Raw genomic sequence first — 16856 nt, forward strand, 5'->3', positions numbered from 1 at the left:
AGCAGCCAGCAGCCAGCAGCCAGCAGCCAGCAGCCAGCAGCCAGCAGCCAGCAGCCAGCAGCCAGCAGCCAGCAGCCAAGTCGCGCCTACTAGCACAATTTAATATTGTGGCCGCGATAGCGCTTGCATATTCATCAGGCACATTAGCTGCAAGCTGCCGCTTCAGCTCTGGCTCTCTATTCACAGCAAATTTTGGGAGTACGCTAATTAACTTGACGATCCCTAGGGATGCTCCTATTGGAATGATTGTTTATCAGGAGTCCATCACGGCGCCGCCGAAGGGATTTAGCTGCACTTCAACCCCCTCCTTTATTTTTGCCCTAAACCCAACACTAGGTAGCGTCTCAACTGGAAATGTTTTCCCCCTCGGAAAAACAGGACTTTCTCTTAAAGTTAAGTATCAAGACTTCGACTACCTTTCAGCAAACTATGTCTTGCCGGGGATTGCCTATAGCGACCCTGCTCGAAACTATACGATTGAAATAATTAAAACAAGCGAGCAACCAGTAAACAACATCGTTCCTGCTGGTTTATTGGGAACACACCAAATTGGAAACCTAGACCTTGTAAAACTTAATCTAGTGAATCCAATCACTCTGAATTCTTCCTCCTGTCAAACCCCTGAGGTTTCAGTTCGAATGGGCGACGACTATCAACTACAGGAGTTCAGTAAAGTCGGCGACACACCCCGCACGATCAAGTTCAATATTGGGCTCAATCAGTGCCAGACAGGGATTCAAAAGGTTACCTATTCGCTCAAAGCAACCTCTCAAGTAATAGACCAGAAGAATGGAGTCGTGGCACTAAACTCCAGCTCAACAGCAAAAGGACTCGGCTTGAAACTGATGAATGAGGCAGGTCAACCTATCGCCCTGGGTACCACTTACACATTCAACGGGTTCAATACCAGTGGGTCAAGCTTTCAGATACCATTATCTGCTGCTTACTACCGCTTGGCAGACAAACTAGAAGCAGGTACTGCAAACGCATCAGTCACTTTCACAGTGAACTACCTGTAACACACTCACAACCGAGGGATCATACTTCGGCTTAATCCTCGGAATCGAACTACATGAAGAGTTCATCAAGCTGACGCTTGCAGTGATGATGGCGCCAGAATGACAAGCGAGTGGAGCAGAATTACACAGCGATTCTCAATGGGTAGTGGTAAGTAGCAAAAACCAAAACGGCCTGCACGCAATTGCAGTGATCGCCAGCTCGATGAGAGCGATCAAGCCCTTCCACGGCACCACTGGTCAAAGAACAACTCCTTGCGGGTCTGCTTGCGCTTGCCGGCGTACTCGGCGTCGGCGAAGGTCATCTGCTTCAACGGAAAACTCGGGCAAGCGGATCGACATATTTCACCAGAAACGGAAAGTTAAATTCAGGGTTTCCTTAGCTTGATCGTGACTTTGTGCAAAAACTTTTGAGGATATGGTAGTTATGAGGTAAATGGTCACCGTAATAAGAGACCACATCTCCAACAACCATAAACGGTGTAAATCCTTCATAACCACCTTCTGCGCCTTTATAATTCACATACCCACAGACTCCTTCATAGCTTTTACCGCTAGCGAAGCGCCCCTTGAACTTGTAAACAGTTTCAAATTTCGCGGAGTCGGGGTCTGATATACGCCTGAGCAGCTTCCTTTTTGCATCGGCGATTTCGGTCTTGCTTGCAATAGAGTGCTCGACTGTGGGGGGAGCGGGTGGCGCTGGAGGAGGGAGAAGTCCGCAACTTGTAAGTGCAAGAGTGAAACCAGCTATGGTTATTTTCTTTAACATTTTCCAAAATCCTTTTTCTAGTGCTTTAGCGCCGAGTCAGCATCGTAATGTGCTAATTCGATGCGTCGATAGAGATGCACAGCACCGCTTTATCGAATCCTGCGTGGGAATCCATACTGCGACAAGAGTCGTGTTTTTTTGTTCCTAGTTAGTTGCCGAAGCGTATGGCCGACTGTATCACGATGGTATTGGTGTAGAAGTCTCTTATGAATAGTACGAATGTGCTAGATGGCCCTTTGCCTCACATCCAGAGTGTGAAGCTATTGTCTTCAAAAATAACGGCAAAGGACCGCTCCTATGATCGCTTTTACAAGGCATCTCTTGCCTGCCGCATTACTGTGTAGCGCCCTCGCTGCCCAGGCGAGCGAAGTGCTGAAGGGCGACTTCTGGGTCGTTCACTACCAGGGTACCTTGGGCAAGAATCAGGTGTTCATCGCAGACGGCGACCCCGCTCACATCGTCAATCGTCCAGGTGGCGCGAAGTCATTGGGTGTCTATCAACTTTACGAAGAGCCCGGTAAACCCAACTTCACCTCTTACGATGTCGAAATCGATTGTGCGAAGAACCGCGTGCGAATAATGGGTGCAGCGGATTTCCGCAGCGTGCTCAATGAGTTTCGCAATGCGAAGTATTCCAGCCAATGGCAGAGCAAACCTGACGCCTGGCTGATGCAAAGCCGTGACTTTGTCTGTAAGCCGACTGAACGCCAGGCCAAGAAGATGGAGCACTTGGGTGTGATGTCCGCGTCGCAAATGAGCAAGGCAGGGCCGCACTTCTTCGAGATATTGAACCGCGAGGCCGCCAAGACGGCCATCATGCAGAAGATAGATGAAGGGTTCGCGCAGATGCCTGCCAAGTAACGCGACCTTCAGGGAGAAGACCTTATGAACCGATTGTTTATGTTGGCCCTGCTCGCCACCTTGCTCAGTGGCTGTGCATCATTGTCGGCCAGCAGTGCCTGGAAAGATCGCCCGGTGGGCGAACTGATCGACTTCTTCGGTGTGCCAAGGCAGATCATGGTGGTGCCGGAGGAAGATATGGTAGTGCTTAGGTATGTACGCGACAGTAGCTATGTCTCACGTGAAGCAGCGGGTACTTACACGGGGCCGCAGAACGGGCAACTTGTGCACGCAGAATATTGGGAAGACGTACAGCACTCAGGCAGCTGCGAGATCAATGTGTTTGTCAACAGAGCACGACTGGTGCAGAAGGTGCGTACGAAAGGGCGTTGTGTAGCGGTCGAGATGGCACCAGCAGGGTAGCGCATGGGCCACTGGCGAGAAGAGTGGCGGATCTTCATCCTCACTACGGAAGACGAGTTTCCCAGCCGGAACATTGATCTCAAGTAGTGGCCGCCCTTGCGAGTCAACCGCTGGAGACCGTATGTTCATCCCTAGGATGATCTCCTGAATAAGCGCCTTACTGATGATTGCTGTGTTGAACACAACCTGATTGTTCTGGACAACAAACATCAGAATGACTGTTCCGTCGATCTCGTTCACGACTGCAAATCGCGGCGCGAAGATCAGAAACTCCGACTGCTCACCAGCCTTCAAAATGAGATAGTTTCGGAACTCCAGCACTTTCCTACAGGCAATAAAAAACCCCGTAGACGTTAATCTACGGGGCTTTCAAGAGTGGAGGCCGAGGTCGGAATCGAACCGGCGTAGGCGGATTTGCAATCCGCTGCATAACCATTTTGCTACTCGGCCTCAAACGATCAATGCCAAAACCACCGACATTCACCGCATATAAACTTGAGTGGGCTATGTGAAGCCTGCCTCTACTCTATCTCATTGAAAACATTGAAGTTTTTTATGCCTCAGTGCGTTCGATGGCGGCAATTATGTACTGATTTGCCGAGGCTGGCAAGCCCTTGATTTCAAAAAATATTCTTCTGTGAAGCACAGCAGGGGCGGCTGGCCCCTGCCCTGCCTACGCTTAGTAGCCCAATGACAGGCCGGTATTGCGCCGTGGGTCGTTGGCGCCGTAGAAGCGGTTGTTGCCCACAGGCTTGCCGTCCAGGGACGGGGCGCCGACGAGGATGGCGGCCAGGTGGTTGGCGTCTTGGGGGCCGGCGAATTTGTGGCCCCAGCTTTCGAGGATTTTCTGGGTGTCGGGGCTCAGGGCAAAGGTTTCGAGGTTGGTGCTGTCGGGCATCCACTGTTGGTGGAAGCGTGGGGCGTTGACAGCTTCCTGGATGTTCATCTTGTAGTCGATGACGTTGAGGATGGTCAGCAAGGTGGCGGTGATGATGCGGCTGCCGCCTGGTGTGCCGATGACCATCACGGCCTTGCCGTCCTTGGTGACGATGGTCGGGCTCATGGACGACAGTGGTGCCTTGCCTGGGGCGATGGCGTTGGCTTCGCCCTGGACCAGCCCGTACATGTTGGGTACGCCGACCTTGACGGTGAAGTCGTCCATTTCGTCGTTGAGGATCACCCCGGTCTTGCTGGCCATGACGCCAGCACCGAACCAGTCGTTGAGGGTGTAGGTCACCGAGACCGCGTTGCCCCATTTGTCGACGATGGAGTAATGGGTGGTGTTGCTGCCTTCATGGGGCGCGACGCCGGGCTTGATGGCCATGGAGTCGCCGGCCTTTTGCGGCTCGATGGCGGCGCGCAGTTTGGCGGCGTAGTTCTTGTCCAGCAGGTGTTCAACCGGGTTTTGTACAAAATCCGGGTCGCCCAGGTAGCTGTTGCGGTCCACGTAGGCGTGGCGCATGGCTTCGATCTGGTAATGGGTACCCTGGGCCGAGCCATAGCCCAGTTCGGCCATCGGGTAGCCTTCGAGGATGTTCATGATCTGGCAAATCACCAAGCCGCCCGAGCTGGGCGGCGGCGCCGAGACCACGTGGTAGCCGCGATAGTCGCACTCGATGGGCGCCAGTTCGCGGGTCTGGTATTTGTCCAGGTCGGCCTGGGCGATGATGCCCTTGCCGGCCTGGCTGGAGTCGACGATGGCCTTGGCCACCCAACCTTTGTAGAAGCCATCGGTGCCCTTGGCGGAGATTTCCCGCAGGGTGCGGGCCAGGTCTTTTTGCACCAGTTTCTGCCCGACCTGCAGTGGCTCACCCTTGTTGAGGAAGATGCCGCGCAGGTCCTGGTCTTTTTTGAACTCTTCGGTAGCGCTGTGCAGCATGTCGATATCGCCCTGGTCGAGGGCAAAGCCGTTTTCTGCAAGTTTGATCGCCGGCGCGATCACTTGGGCGCGCTTGAGGGTGCCGTATTTGCTCAGGGCCAGTTCCATGCCGGAGACGGTGCCGGGTACGCCGACGGCCAGGTGGCCTTTGGCGCTGAGGCCGGGGACGACGTTGCCGTCCTTGTCCAGGTACATGTCGGCGGTAGCCGCCAATGGGGCTTTTTCACGGAAGTCGAGGAAGGTCTTGCGCCCGTCCGCCAGTTGCACGGTCATGAACCCACCACCGCCGAGGTTGCCCGCTGCCGGGTAGACCACCGCCAAGGCGTACCCCACGGCAACTGCTGCATCCACGGCGTTGCCGCCAGCCTTCAAGACATCGACGCCCACGTGGGTCGCCAGGTGCTGGGCGGTCACCACCATGCCGTTTTCACCGGCCACCGGGGCCTGGGAGGCCGCCTGCACACCGCTTAATGTCAGGACCAGGGCCGTCGCGATCAAGGTTCGGGTAAAGGGTTGGTAGTTCATCCGTGGATACTCTGTTTATTGGAAGCGTTAAACGTAGCTGCTTTCGCACAGCAACCCCAGCCAGGTGGCGCGTTTCAGACAGAGCTTGTCGGTGCCGGAATGCTATATTCGCCCCGCCCTACTCATTGCCCATGAGACACACCGATGCCCACGGTCGCCGACCCGATCCACGCGCTGTACCACAAGATCACCTGGAAGCTGATTCCCTTCCTGTGCTTTTGCTACCTGGCTGCCTACCTGGACCGGATCAATATCGGTTTTGCCAAGTTGCAGATGCAAGACCAGTTGCAGTTCAGCGAAACCGCGTTCGGCCTGGGCGCCGGTCTGTTTTTTGTCGGCTATATCCTGTTTGAAGTGCCGAGCAACCTGATCCTGGAACGCGTCGGCGCGCGGATCTGGATCGCCCGCATCATGATCACCTGGGGCCTGCTCTCGGCCTGCACGCTGCTGGTCACCTCTACCACCCAGTTCTATGTGCTGCGGTTTTTGCTGGGTGTCGCCGAGGCAGGATTCCTGCCGGGGGTGTTGTATTACCTGACCACCTGGTTCCCCACCCATCGCCGGGGGCGGGTCATTGCGCTGTTCATGATCGGCCTGCCGCTGTCCAGTGTGATTGGCGGGCCGTTGTCCGGCTGGATCATGAGCCACTTCGACCAGATGGGCGGCCTGCGCGGCTGGCAATGGCTGTTCCTGCTTGAAGCGTTACCCAGCGTGCTGTTGGGAGTGCTGGCATTCTGGGCGCTGCCCAATACCTATCACCAGGCCAAATGGTTGTCCGCCGCAGAAAAGGCCTTGCTGCAAGAGCAGTTGCGCGCCGATGACAGCCACGCCAGCCACAGCCCACGGCGCTTTCGTGATGGGTTCTTTAACCTCAAGGTGTGGATGCTCGGCGGCATCGACTTCTCGATCCTGCTCAGTGCCTATGCCATGGGTTTCTGGATGCCGACCCTGATCCGCAACGCCGGGATCAGCGACACCTTCCATATCGGCCTGCTCACCGCCCTGCCCAGTGTCGCCGCGCTGGCCGGCATGCTGCTGATCGGCGCCAGCTCCGACAAATACCGCGAGCGCCGCTGGCACATTATCGTGCCCTTTCTGGTGGGTGCCGTGGCCATGGCCAGCAGCACCTTCTTCAGTCATAACGTGGTCGCCACCGTGGCCCTGTTTGCCGTGGCTTCGGCGGCGATCCTCGGCGCCGTGCCGGTGTTTTTCAGCCTGCCGGCGACGTTCCTCACCGGCACCGCGGCGGCCACCGGCTTTGCCCTGGCCTGTTCACTGGCGAATATCGCCGGCTTGGTCAGCAACTCGTTGATGGGCCTGGCAATCGACGTGACCGGCAGCAGCGCCGGGGCGATGTGGTTCTTTGCCGGGAGCCTGGTGCTCAGTTGCTTGCTGGTGATTGCCTTGCCGGCGAAGTTGGTCAACCGGTAGGAGCGCTCCCACAAGGGGATGCAATATCAGGACAACATCAATGGCCGCTATGGGACATGCCTGCCGGCTGCTGCAACAGCGCCAGATCTATCTCCTCAAAGCGCAGCACCCGCCCGCCGGTATCCGCCGCGACTTTCTGTGCCACCGCCTGCTCGGCAAACGAGGCCAATACCACGCCCATGGCGCCCTTGAGCCCGGTACCGAGCACGTAGTAAGCGGTCTTGGCGTCGATCAAATGTGCATCATCCGGAGTGTCCCAATGGCTGCGCCCCATGTCATGCACGTACAGCTTGGACGGCGTGTGATGATTTTCCGGCTGCAACCACCAGCCGAGCATTTCTGCCGTGGAGCAAAACTTCTTCGCCGCCCCCTGCTCCACCACCTCGCCCTTGGGCCCCGGGAATTCGCTGATCACCATGCCGCACACATGGCACTCATCCGTCGGATGAAACGCCACCGGCCCATCACCTACGCCCGCCGCCACCGGCTTTTCACACCCGACCAACAGCAGGCTCAACAGCAACACCAACCCGATTTTCATGCTCATCTGCTCCACTAATAAAAACTCAGGCTGCGCGCCGCCCAAACAGCCAATAGGCCCAGGCCAGTGGCCCTGCAACCCATGCCGCCAGGCACAGCCACAACATCGCCGCTGGCACCGCCAGGTCGCCGCCCAGGGCCATCACGCCCACCGACGCCGGGCCGGTATCGAAGCCCGACAGGTTGATCAGCCGGTACACATCCGCCGGGTTGAACAGCAATAGCCAGGGCAACAACGTCGGGCTGAACTGACCCTCGCTGATGACCAGCAGCGCCAGCAATGCCAGGTCGAACACCAGGACAAAAAAGAACCACACGCCCAGGGCCAGCCCGGCCGCCGTGGACTTCTCTGCCGAGACGGCGCTCAACACATACGCCAGCCCCAGAAAGCCCCAGCCGAGCAAGGTCGAGGTCAGCATGAATCGACCAAAGGCCCAGAGCAGCAGGCTGAACTCGACGTCATCCACCAGCAGCGCAATGGCGAGCATGGCGCAGCCGAATCCAATAAAGGTCGCCAGGGCCAGGATCAACCCATGGCCGACGAACTTGCCCAGCAGGATCTGCCCTCGCCCCAGGGGATAAGTAAGCAACAGCAGCAAGGTGCCGCTTTCGTCCTCACCGACAATCGCGTCATAGGCCAGCAACAACGCAATCAACGGCATCAAGAAGGTTGCCAGGCTGGCCAGGCTGGCGATGGTCGCCGGGATCGAGGTAAAGCCCAGTTGCCCGGACGCCGCCGCGCCCAGCCAGGCAATGCCGATGGCCAGCACCGCAAACAACAGGCTGATCGCTAACAACCAGCGATTGCGCAGGCCGTCGCTGAACTCCTTGCGGGCCATGTTCCAGATCGGCGTCATTGGGCGTACTCCACGGGGCTGTCCATGTAATGGCGGTACAGGTCCTCCAGCGACGGCACGATGATTTCCACATCGCTGGGGCTGTCCTGATCCAGCAACTGACGCAGCAGGTCCAGCTTGTTGCCGTTGAACGCGGCCACTTGCAGGCCTTCCACACCCCAGCGCCGCGTGACGTGGCCAGCCTCGCTCCAGCGTTTTTGCAAGAGCGCCGCACGCTGCAGGCCACTGCTGCGGATCAGGGTCGGCAGCCCGGCTTCTTCGCGCAAGGCCGCCAGCGTGCCAAGAGCCAGCAATCGGCCCTGGGTGAGGATCGCCGCACGGTTGATATGCGCCTCCACGCCCGGCAGCACATGGGAGCAAAGGATGATGCTGGTGCCCTGCCCGCGCAGGCGGTCGAGCAAGCGATACAAATCCTGGGTGGCGATCGGGTCGAGGCCCACGGTGGGCTCGTCGAGCAACAGCAAGCGTGGTTCGCCAAGCAGGGCCTGGGCCAGCCCGAGGCGCTGGCGCATGCCCTTGGAGTAGGTCTTGACCCGCCGCCGTGCCGCTGCCGTCAGGCCGACGTCTTCCAGCAGGGTCGCGACCTGGCTCATCGGCGCGCCCTTGAGCCGGGCAAAATGCTGCAAGGTCTCCAGGCCGCTGAGTTGCGGGTAAAAGGTCACGTTCTCGGGCAGATACCCAAGCATGCGGCGCACTTGAGGATCGCTGGGCGCGCGGCCAAACACCCGTACCTGGCCGCTGCTTGCCTGCAACAAACCCAGGATCAGCTTCATGCTGGTGGTCTTGCCCGCGCCGTTATGACCGAACAGACCCAGCACCTCCCCCGGCGCCAGGCTCAGGTTCAGGTCATGCAGCACAGTGGCGTGCCCATAACGCTGGGTCACACCTTCGATTTCGACGACAGGCATCATGCGGGCTCCTTGAGCAGAGATAGCGTGGGGTCTTTCATCAGCGGATGACTGTCCATCACCCCCGGCGACTTGATCACCGGAAACGCCCGCTGCACCCAGCGCAGCAACTCGATGCCGGGGCTGTTCATCAACAGGCGCACCTGGGGGTACAGCCACAGCAGGCGGTCGACGTTATCGTTAGGCTCATAGGCCACATCCCCCAGGCCATCGTTATTGCGGTCCCAACCCAGGTAGTCGCTCCAGAAATTACCGCGACCATCCGCCGACCACTCCTGCAAGCGCGTGGCCACGTACTTGACCTGGCGCTGATTGCCGACAAAGGCGTTGCCCGCAATCCGGTTGTCTTCGGAGCCGGCCGTGAGGTGAATGCCCACTGCGCTGCGCCCGAAGTGGTTGTGTTCGATGCTGTTGAACAGCGAGTTGTAGATAAACAGCGCCTTGCCTTCGGCACCGGTGATCATGGTGTCGCCCGTGGTACCGTCGCGCACATCGTTGACGACGTTGTCGCGCAGGGTGGAATAGGTGATGTAGTTCATCAGGATCCCGTAGTTCTGGTCCTGTTCGGAGCGATTGCCAATCACCGTCAGCTTGCGGCTTTGCATCAGGGCGTAGCCGGTGCGGGTGCGGCGGGTGATGTTGCCCAGCACCTGGTTGTCGTTGGCGAACATGTAGTGGATGCCGTAGCGCAGGTCTTCCAGGGTGTTGCCTTGCAGCAGGTTGCCGTTGGAGGTGTCGATGTAGATACCATCGCGGGCATCGCGCACCTGGTTGCCAATCACCCGCGCGCCCTTGACCGCGTACAGGTGGATGCCATTGCCCCGGTCCTGGGAGCGCATCGCCGGGTCGCCCTGGATCTGGTTGTCGATCACGCTCACATCCGCCGTGCCATCGACCCACACACCAAAACCCTGGCCGCGCATGTGGTTGCCCTTGATCACGGCACCGTGGGCCTTGGGCTGGATGAAGATCGCCGCATTCATCGCGGTGAGGTCATGGCCCCAATCAAGGAAGGTACAGCCCTCGACGGTGACGTCGGGCGCGTTGATCAACAGGCCGTTGCCCAAGCCCTGGCTATGGATCACCGCACCGGGTTCGCAGGTCAGTTGCAGGGCTTGGTCGATGCTGAAAGAGCCCTGGTAGTCGCCGACGGGCAGGCGCCAGTGGTGCGGGCCTGCGGCGACCAACGGCAAGTCGGTGATGGGCAATACAGCGGCACTGGTTATGGCCGAAGACAGCAGCCACACAAACCCGGTCAATAACGTGAGGGGTCGAGCCACGGAGTATTCCTTTTGATCAAAGCCCAATCTATGGAGCGACACAGATCTAGTGTGGGAGCGGGCTTGCTCGCGAAAGCGGTGGGTCAGTCAAGTAATTCCTGGCCGGCACACCGCTTTCGCGAGCAAGCCCGCTCCCACATTGGTGGGCGCTCGCCGTTAGGTCCGCTCGACCAACATCCGCCCTACCATCTCCATATGCAGCGCATGGCAGAACCAACTGCAGTAGTACCAATGCAGCCCCGGCTTGTCGGCGATGAAGGTGATGGAAGAGGTCTGCTGCGGGCTGATTTCCATGCTCACGCCATGGTTGGTCATGACAAAGCCGTGGGTCACGTCCTCGATCTGGTCGATATTGGTGATGGTCACGGTGACTTCATCGCCATGCTTGACGGTGAACTCGGTCAGGCCGTAGGTCGGCGCCATGGAGGTCATGTACACCCGCACTTTCTTGCCGTCACGGATCACCTTGTTATCGGTCTCCAGCTTGATCCCGTCCTTGGCCGCGATGGCCACGGTTTCGGCAAAGAACGGGTCGTTGCGTTCCCAGATCTTCTTGGTCTTGATCTGGTCGCGCCGCGCCATTACACAGTCGTGGGGTTCGGCGAAGGTCGGACCGTCGTGGACCAGTTTCATTTCATCGCCCGAGATATCGATCAACTGGTCGTTTTCCGGGTGCAACGGGCCGGTGGGCAGGAAGCGGTCCTTGGAGAACTTGCTGAGCACCACCAGCCATTGGCCGTCGGCGTCCCGGGTTTCGGTCAGCGAGGCGTGGTTGTGGCCTGGTTGGTAGTGCACATCGAGCTTCTGCTTGATGTAGTTGACCTTCTCGCCGCCATAGGCGCGGATGGCTTCGGCGATGTTCCACTTCACCACCTGGCTGTCGATAAACAGCGTGGTGTAGGCAAAGCCCCGGCCATCGTAGGTGGTGTGCAGCGGCCCCAGGCCCAGTTCCGGCTCGCCGACCACCACGCCGCGCGGGTCCTTGATCTTGTCGCTGAACAGGTCGTCGAGCTTGTCGATGGCGATGATGGTGCAAGTCGGTGACAGCTTGCCGTTGGCGATAAAGTACTTACCGTCCGGCGAGGTATTGCAGCCGTGGGGGTTCTTCGGCACCGGGATGTAACGGGTGAATTCGCTGTCCTTGCCATCGTCGCCCTTGCGCCCGTCCACCACCGGCACCTTGACGCCATCGAGGTTGATGAACTTGCCGGCCTTGATCGCGGCTTCGATGCGCGGGATGTTGAACACCACTACCCAGTCACGCTCGTTGCGCATCATGCCACCCAGGTCGGACGCCTTCTCCGAGTTGTAGCAAGTGGCCGCGGCGTATTTGCCGGTGTAGTCCATGTCGGCGTTGTCGAGGTTGCCGTCGACGATGACCTGGAAGGCCATTTCCATTTTTTCCGCGTCGATGGCGTTGAACATAGTGAAGCTGTTTTTGTCTTGCAGATCGAAGGTGTGGCCGTCATTGGGGTGCGGGATGATGAACTCGGCGTTGCAAAAAACGTACTTGGTGTACGGCACTTTTTGCAGGCGCAGGCCGTGGATCGCCTGGGCGTTGGGCACCGTGACAATCTTGTCGCACTTCATGATGTCCAGGCGGATCCGCGCCACGCGGGTGTTGGCCTTGTCATTGATAAACAGGTATTTGCCGTCGTAGCGGCCATCGGTGGTGGACAAGTGCGGGTGGTGGCAGTCGCCGTTCTGGTACTTGGCACCCTCGCCTAGGATGCGCTTGCTCTCGTTGGTCAGGCCCCAGCCAGTGGCCGAGTCGACGTTGAACACCGGGATGCGCATCAGTTCGCGCATCGACGGCACACCCAGCACCCGCACTTCGCCTTGGTGGCCGCCGCTCCAGAAACCGTAGTACTGGTCCAACTCACCCGGCCCCACGTGGATCTTCGACTTGGCTTCCTTGGCCGCCGCCGCAAAGGACTCGCGGGTAAATACCGTGCCGCCAAGGGCCGTGGCCCCGGCCAGTACTGCACCGGTGACTGCGCCAGTGCCAAGGAAACCACGCCGGCTCAGGCCTTCGGGTTCCGGGGTGGCCCCGGCTGTTTTCGATTCGCTGTCGTTCATGATGTGCTCCAGAGGGGAAAAGTGGGTGCCCAAGGCCGTCATTCAGGCACCGCCACCTGCACCACCGGGATCAATTGCCCGGTGGTGGGTGCGGCCTTGTTGCGTTTTTTGCGCTTGTTGATCAGGGGCGGGCATTTGTGGTCGTTGTGCCAGGTCATCTGGCAGTCGAGGCAGTAGTGGCATTCATTGGCGTTGATATGACCGTCGGGGTGGATCGCCTGGATCTCGCACTCCTTGGCGCACAACTGGCACGGATCGCCGCATTCCTTGCGCCGCTTGAGCCAGTCGAACAGGCGGAACTTGCTCGGGATTGCCAACGCCGCACCCAGCGGGCAGACATAGCGGCAATAGACCTTGCGCGTGAAGATGTTGATCACCAACAGCGCCAGTGCATAGGCCACGAACCACCACTGGCGGTCGAAATGCAGGGTAATCGCGGTCTTGAATGGCTCCACTTCGGCAAAGCGTTCGGCGGTGGCCATCGACTCCAGGGACAGGCCAAACAGCCCCAGCAGGATCAAATACTTGATCGCCCACAGCCGCTCATGCACGGCAAACGGCAGCTCGAACTGGCGCACCTTGAGCTTGCGTGCCGCCTCGTTGATCAGCTCCTGCAAGGCGCCAAATGGACACAGCCAGCCACAGAACACCCCACGCCCCCACAGCAGGATGCTCGCGGCGGTAAAGACCCAAAGCATGAAGATCAGCGGGTCGGTGAGGAACAGCTCCCAGCGGAACTGCTGGAACAGCGCATGCACAAAGGTCAGTACATTGACCACCGACAACTGCCCCAGGGCGTACCAACCGATAAACACCACGGTAAACAGCAGATACCCGCGACGCACCCAGTGCAGCAGGTGCGGGCGCCGGGCCAGGCTGTCCTGCAGGAATAAAATCACCGTCAACACCGCCAGGGCAGCGCCCAGCACCAGGATCTGGAACTGCTTCTGGTACCAGATCGTCAGCCACATCGGCCGGTTGGCTTCGTCGATGGCGGCCTGTTCAGCGGCGGTCGGCAAGGGCCGCTCCAGATAGGCCTCGGGCATCTGGTAGGGCAATTCAAAGCTGGTGAAGGTGCCGCTGACCGGACCGGTCTGGCGCCGCACCAGCAGCTCCAGGGTCCAGGCCGAACCCGGATCGAATTTCGCCTGGGGCCGCACGATAAACAGCGACATTTCATCGAACTCGGGCATGCCCTCGGCAAACAGGTCGTACAGCCGCTGGTGGTCCATATCGCGAAAGCTGATGACATTGCCGAACTGGCGCAACTGCACCCGATCAAAAATCCCGCCGCGCACGTAGCCCGAACCCTTGAATGAAAACAAGCCTCGCCCCAGCACCGCGATGGCCTGCTCACCAGGCTTGAGGCCCTGCATCAACACTCGGTATTGCGCCTCGCCCAACAGGTTGCGGCCAATACTCGGTGCGTTGAGATCAGCGACATACAAGTCGATAAACGTCTCGTCGCCCTGCCCCGGCCCCGCCACCTCGACGCCCTCAGCCTCGGTGCCCTTGAACGCCTCATCCACCTGCCCACGCGTCAGATGCAGGCGGCGCACTGCGCCATTGCCGGTCAACTGTGCCCAACTGGCGGGTTCGAACAGGTCGCTGCGTACCAGGGCGATTCTCTGCGCAGTGCTGGCCTTGTCCTCGATCAGCTTGAGCGACACCGCCACTTCATGGGCCGCCCGCATGATCACTTCATTGACCACCATCGCCGTCACCGTGGCGCCGGCCACCGCATCCACGGTCACCGCCTGGCTGTCGCTGGAGCGCCCCACCACCACCCGCTGCTTGACGTTGATCCCGCTGTAGCGGGCGGTGAAATCATGCAACTTGGCCTCGGGAATGCCGATCAGCAGAATCGGTTCGTGGTGCTCCAGCACATAAGCATCACGGATCACCCCGGCCGGATCGAGGATCACCTGGGTGTTGATCGGTTTACCGGAATAGGCCGGGATATCCACCACATCCAGACTCTGGAACACATAGCCAATGACCACACCTTTGGCCGACAGCGTGCGTACCTTGAACTGGCCTTCGGGGCCGGAGATGGCGTCTGCCTGCGGGAAGATCTTGTCGATGCGTTGCTGCTCGATCGCGCCGTAGGTCTTGGCCTGGGCCGGGCCAGCCAGGCTGAACAGCAGTACCAGCACTACCAGCCAGGTGACAGGACTTGCAGCCAGAGTAGCGAGGGTCGAGGGCTTGGGGCGGTTCATGGGCTCACTGACTTCAACGGCCGGAATATGAAGTCGATGGTAGGTGGCAGGTGGCCAGTGAGCCCTTGATTGAAATCAAGTCTGGGGAGGGTGCGGCGTTAGGGCGCGGGGCTACATCCCCAACCAACCCGGCAGCGCCAGTGAGATAAATGGCACGTACGTCACCAGGATCAGGAACGCCAACAGGATCATCAACCACGGCATCGCGGCGCGGATGGTCTGGCCCAGGGTCAGGCCGGTCACCGCCGAGGTCACGAACAGGTTCAACCCTACGGGTGGGTGCACCAGGCCGATCTCCATGTTCACCACCATCACAATCCCCAGGTGAATCGGGTCGATGCCCAGCTTCATCGCAATCGGGAAGAAGATCGGCGCCAGGATCAGCACAATCGCCGATGGTTCCATAAAACTGCCAGCGATCAATAGCACCACGTTGACCATCAGCAAAAAGCCAATCGGGGTCAGCCCTTCGGAAATGACCCAAGCCGTGATTTCCTGCGGGATCTGCTCGGTGGTCAGGACATGGGCAAACAGCATGGCGTTGGCGATGATGAACATCAGCATGATCGACAGGCGCCCAGACTCCAGCAGTACTTTGGGGCAGTCCTTGAGGCGCATGTCCTTGTACACGAACAACGCGACAAACGCCGAGTACACCGCCGCCACGGCTGCCGCTTCAGTGGGGGTGAACATCCCGCTGTAGATACCGCCCAGGATGATCACCAACAGCAACAGGCCCCAGAACGCGCGGCGGGCACAGCCCAGCCACTGGCTGAACGTCGCCCGGGGCTGGGCCGGCAGCTTCTTGATCCGCGCCACGATGTAGATCGCGATCATCAGCATCAGGCCCAGCAGCAAGCCCGGGATCACCCCGGCCATGAACAGTTTGCCCACGGAAGTTTCCGTCGCCGCCGAGTACACCACCATCACGATCGAGGGCGGAATCAGGATCCCCAGGGTCCCGGCATTACAGATGATCCCGGCACCGAACTCCTTGGGGTAACCAGAGCGCACCATGCCGGCCACGGCAATCGACCCCACCGCTGCCACCGTCGCCGGCGATGAACCGGACAACGCGGCAAACAGCATGCAGGCCAGTACTGCCGCAATCGCCAGGCCACCGCGGATATGCCCGACACAGGCGTTGGCAAAATCGATCAGGCGTTGCGCCACCCCACCGGTGGTCATGAACGCCCCCGACAGCAGGAAGAACGGAATCGCCAGGAAGGTATAGGCGTCGCTGGTTTCGAACAGCTTGATCGCCAGGGAACTCAAGGAATCCTGGCTGAACATCAGGATCGACATCGCGCCCGACAAGCCCAGGGAAATGGCGATGGGCACGCCGAGAAACATAAACACCAACAGCAGCAAAAACAGGCAGAGAACGGCCATCAGTCACGCTCCTCATGGCTGCCGGCCAATTTGCTGGCTTCACCGGCTTCATCGGCCAACCCCAACCCGACCTGGCGGTGGGTAAACAGGCGGTAGAAAATTTCCAGGTAGCGGATCAGCACCAAGGCGAAGCCAACCGGCACGATCAGCACGATATGCCCGACCTCCAGGCCAAAATGGTCGAGGTCTTCGGCACCGATCCCGGCCGTCATCACCGCACTCACCCACTTGTAGCTGGCAACCATGAACAGCCCGGCGTAAGCCAGGCAGCACAGGCACGCCAGCATCCCCAGCAGGCGCTGGACCCGGCGTGGCGTCAGGCGTACCAGGGCATCCACGCCCAAGTGGCCGGCGGTGCGCACGCCATAGGAAATACCGAAGAAAATCAGCCAGCCAAACATCGCCTTGGTCAGCGCGACGCTCCAGGTCATGTCCTGGGCCCAGGTCATGGTGCCGTCGCCCAGGGCGTTGAAAAAGCCACTGCTCCAGGCCCACTTGTCAGCCAGGGCAAAAAACAGGGTGTAGATGTTGTTGAGCATGACGTAGACAAACGTCACCAAGGTCATGGCGGCCAGCAGGAAGGCGATAAAACCTTCCTCCAGATGCTCCCAGACGCGCCTTAGGGATTGCATGGCAAAACCTCGCGAAGCAGAGATGGATGGTCGGGTGGTAACCGGGTCAAAATGTGGGAGATTGGT

At 59.2% G+C, this 16856-nt stretch carries 14 protein-coding genes, 1 tRNA gene and 1 pseudogene; 4 read left to right on the forward strand and 12 right to left on the reverse strand.

Annotated elements, in window-relative coordinates; all coding sequences use genetic code 11:
* On the forward strand, positions 1–1019 hold a 1019-nt coding region (locus BFQ03_RS30485), incomplete at its 5' end, for a fimbrial protein (protein ID WP_345788447.1).
* 198 nt (positions 1020–1217) lie between these two features.
* Here BFQ03_RS30485 and BFQ03_RS29560 read toward each other — a convergent pair.
* Both BFQ03_RS29560 and BFQ03_RS29565 read right to left on the reverse strand, forming a co-directional pair.
* A pseudogene (locus BFQ03_RS29560) lies at positions 1218–1330 on the reverse strand (IS5/IS1182 family transposase); the annotation flags it as partial.
* Between the two features lie 65 nt (positions 1331–1395).
* Positions 1396–1785, reverse strand: coding sequence for a hypothetical protein (locus tag BFQ03_RS29565; RefSeq protein WP_139115631.1), 390 nt, complete (start codon positions 1783–1785; stop codon positions 1396–1398).
* A gap of 297 nt (positions 1786–2082) precedes the next feature.
* Between BFQ03_RS29565 and BFQ03_RS03645 the strand changes: the two genes are divergently transcribed.
* Both BFQ03_RS03645 and BFQ03_RS28805 read left to right on the forward strand, forming a co-directional pair.
* The gene (locus BFQ03_RS03645; protein WP_065942488.1) at positions 2083–2646 is read left to right on the forward strand and encodes a hypothetical protein; all 564 of its coding nucleotides are present in this window, start codon (positions 2083–2085) and stop codon (positions 2644–2646) included.
* 24 nt (positions 2647–2670) lie between these two features.
* Entirely contained in the window at positions 2671–3048 is a 378-nt protein-coding gene (locus BFQ03_RS28805; protein ID WP_082445608.1) for a hypothetical protein, read from the forward strand.
* Between the two features lie 376 nt (positions 3049–3424).
* On the opposite strand, the gene BFQ03_RS03655 is transcribed toward BFQ03_RS28805, so the two are convergent.
* Both BFQ03_RS03655 and ggt read right to left on the reverse strand, forming a co-directional pair.
* Positions 3425–3498: transfer RNA gene (locus BFQ03_RS03655), tRNA-Cys, on the reverse strand.
* 229 nt (positions 3499–3727) lie between these two features.
* A complete protein-coding gene (gene ggt, locus BFQ03_RS03660; RefSeq protein WP_065942490.1) occupies positions 3728–5452 on the reverse strand; it encodes a gamma-glutamyltransferase in 1725 nt (574 codons plus the stop codon).
* A 144-nt stretch (positions 5453–5596) separates the two neighbouring features.
* Between ggt and BFQ03_RS03665 the strand changes: the two genes are divergently transcribed.
* Positions 5597–6883 (forward strand): MFS transporter, encoded by a 1287-nt coding sequence (locus BFQ03_RS03665; RefSeq protein WP_032860847.1) that lies wholly within the window; start codon positions 5597–5599, stop codon positions 6881–6883.
* A gap of 37 nt (positions 6884–6920) precedes the next feature.
* On the opposite strand, the gene BFQ03_RS03670 is transcribed toward BFQ03_RS03665, so the two are convergent.
* The 8 genes from BFQ03_RS03670 to BFQ03_RS03705 all read right to left on the reverse strand — a co-directional run bounded on the left by BFQ03_RS03670 (position 6921) and on the right by BFQ03_RS03705 (position 16790).
* Positions 6921–7424 (reverse strand): nitrous oxide reductase accessory protein NosL, encoded by a 504-nt coding sequence (locus tag BFQ03_RS03670; RefSeq protein ID WP_223232693.1) that lies wholly within the window; start codon positions 7422–7424, stop codon positions 6921–6923.
* Positions 7425–7449: 25 nt separating this feature from the next.
* Positions 7450–8280 carry an ABC transporter permease gene (locus tag BFQ03_RS03675; protein ID WP_032860851.1) on the reverse strand — a complete coding sequence of 277 codons (831 nt, stop codon included), beginning with the start codon at positions 8278–8280 and terminating at the stop codon, positions 7450–7452.
* On the reverse strand, positions 8277–9188 hold the full coding sequence (locus BFQ03_RS03680; RefSeq protein WP_065942497.1) for an ABC transporter ATP-binding protein: 912 nt from the start codon (positions 9186–9188) through the stop codon (positions 8277–8279). Before BFQ03_RS03680 ends, BFQ03_RS03675 begins: the two co-directional genes overlap by 4 nt.
* The gene (locus BFQ03_RS03685; RefSeq protein WP_065942498.1) at positions 9188–10435 is read right to left on the reverse strand and encodes a nitrous oxide reductase family maturation protein NosD; all 1248 of its coding nucleotides are present in this window, start codon (positions 10433–10435) and stop codon (positions 9188–9190) included. The genes BFQ03_RS03680 and BFQ03_RS03685 overlap by 1 nt, the downstream gene beginning before the upstream one ends.
* Before the next feature lie 189 nt (positions 10436–10624).
* Positions 10625–12547, reverse strand: a complete 1923-nt coding sequence (gene nosZ, locus BFQ03_RS03690) for a TAT-dependent nitrous-oxide reductase (RefSeq protein WP_032860854.1) — start codon at positions 12545–12547, stop codon at positions 10625–10627.
* 38 nt (positions 12548–12585) lie between these two features.
* Entirely contained in the window at positions 12586–14766 is a 2181-nt protein-coding gene (locus BFQ03_RS03695; RefSeq protein WP_065942491.1) for a transcriptional regulator NosR, read from the reverse strand.
* Positions 14767–14877: 111 nt separating this feature from the next.
* Complete coding sequence (gene dctM, locus BFQ03_RS03700; protein WP_032860855.1) at positions 14878–16158, reverse strand: C4-dicarboxylate TRAP transporter large permease protein DctM; 1281 nt, start codon at positions 16156–16158, stop codon at positions 14878–14880.
* Complete coding sequence (locus BFQ03_RS03705; protein ID WP_032860857.1) at positions 16158–16790, reverse strand: TRAP transporter small permease; 633 nt, start codon at positions 16788–16790, stop codon at positions 16158–16160. Before BFQ03_RS03705 ends, dctM begins: the two co-directional genes overlap by 1 nt.
* Positions 16791–16856 lie beyond the last annotated feature (66 nt).

This window comes from Pseudomonas sp. 25 R 14 (assembly GCF_900004755.1).
GTDB classification, from domain to species: domain Bacteria; phylum Pseudomonadota; class Gammaproteobacteria; order Pseudomonadales; family Pseudomonadaceae; genus Aquipseudomonas; species Aquipseudomonas brenneri.

Bases quoted from the DNA above. Each gene is read 5' to 3' on its own strand.
- BFQ03_RS03680 (WP_065942497.1), bottom strand. From the start codon at position 9,188: ATGCCTGTCGTCGAAATCGAAGGTGTGACCCAGCGTTATGGGCACGCC.
- BFQ03_RS03675 (WP_032860851.1), bottom strand. From the start codon at position 8,280: ATGACGCCGATCTGGAACATGGCCCGCAAGGAGTTCAGCGACGGCCTG.
- BFQ03_RS28805 (WP_082445608.1), top strand. From the start codon at position 2,671: ATGAACCGATTGTTTATGTTGGCCCTGCTCGCCACCTTGCTCAGTGGC.
- BFQ03_RS03645 (WP_065942488.1), top strand. From the start codon at position 2,083: ATGATCGCTTTTACAAGGCATCTCTTGCCTGCCGCATTACTGTGTAGC.
- BFQ03_RS29565 (WP_139115631.1), bottom strand. From the start codon at position 1,785: ATGTTAAAGAAAATAACCATAGCTGGTTTCACTCTTGCACTTACAAGT.
- BFQ03_RS03670 (WP_223232693.1), bottom strand. From the start codon at position 7,424: ATGAAAATCGGGTTGGTGTTGCTGTTGAGCCTGCTGTTGGTCGGGTGT.
- BFQ03_RS03705 (WP_032860857.1), bottom strand. From the start codon at position 16,790: ATGCAATCCCTAAGGCGCGTCTGGGAGCATCTGGAGGAAGGTTTTATC.
- dctM (WP_032860855.1), bottom strand. From the start codon at position 16,158: ATGGCCGTTCTCTGCCTGTTTTTGCTGCTGTTGGTGTTTATGTTTCTC.
- ggt (WP_065942490.1), bottom strand. From the start codon at position 5,452: ATGAACTACCAACCCTTTACCCGAACCTTGATCGCGACGGCCCTGGTC.
- BFQ03_RS03665 (WP_032860847.1), top strand. From the start codon at position 5,597: ATGCCCACGGTCGCCGACCCGATCCACGCGCTGTACCACAAGATCACC.
- BFQ03_RS03695 (WP_065942491.1), bottom strand. From the start codon at position 14,766: ATGAACCGCCCCAAGCCCTCGACCCTCGCTACTCTGGCTGCAAGTCCT.
- nosZ (WP_032860854.1), bottom strand. From the start codon at position 12,547: ATGAACGACAGCGAATCGAAAACAGCCGGGGCCACCCCGGAACCCGAA.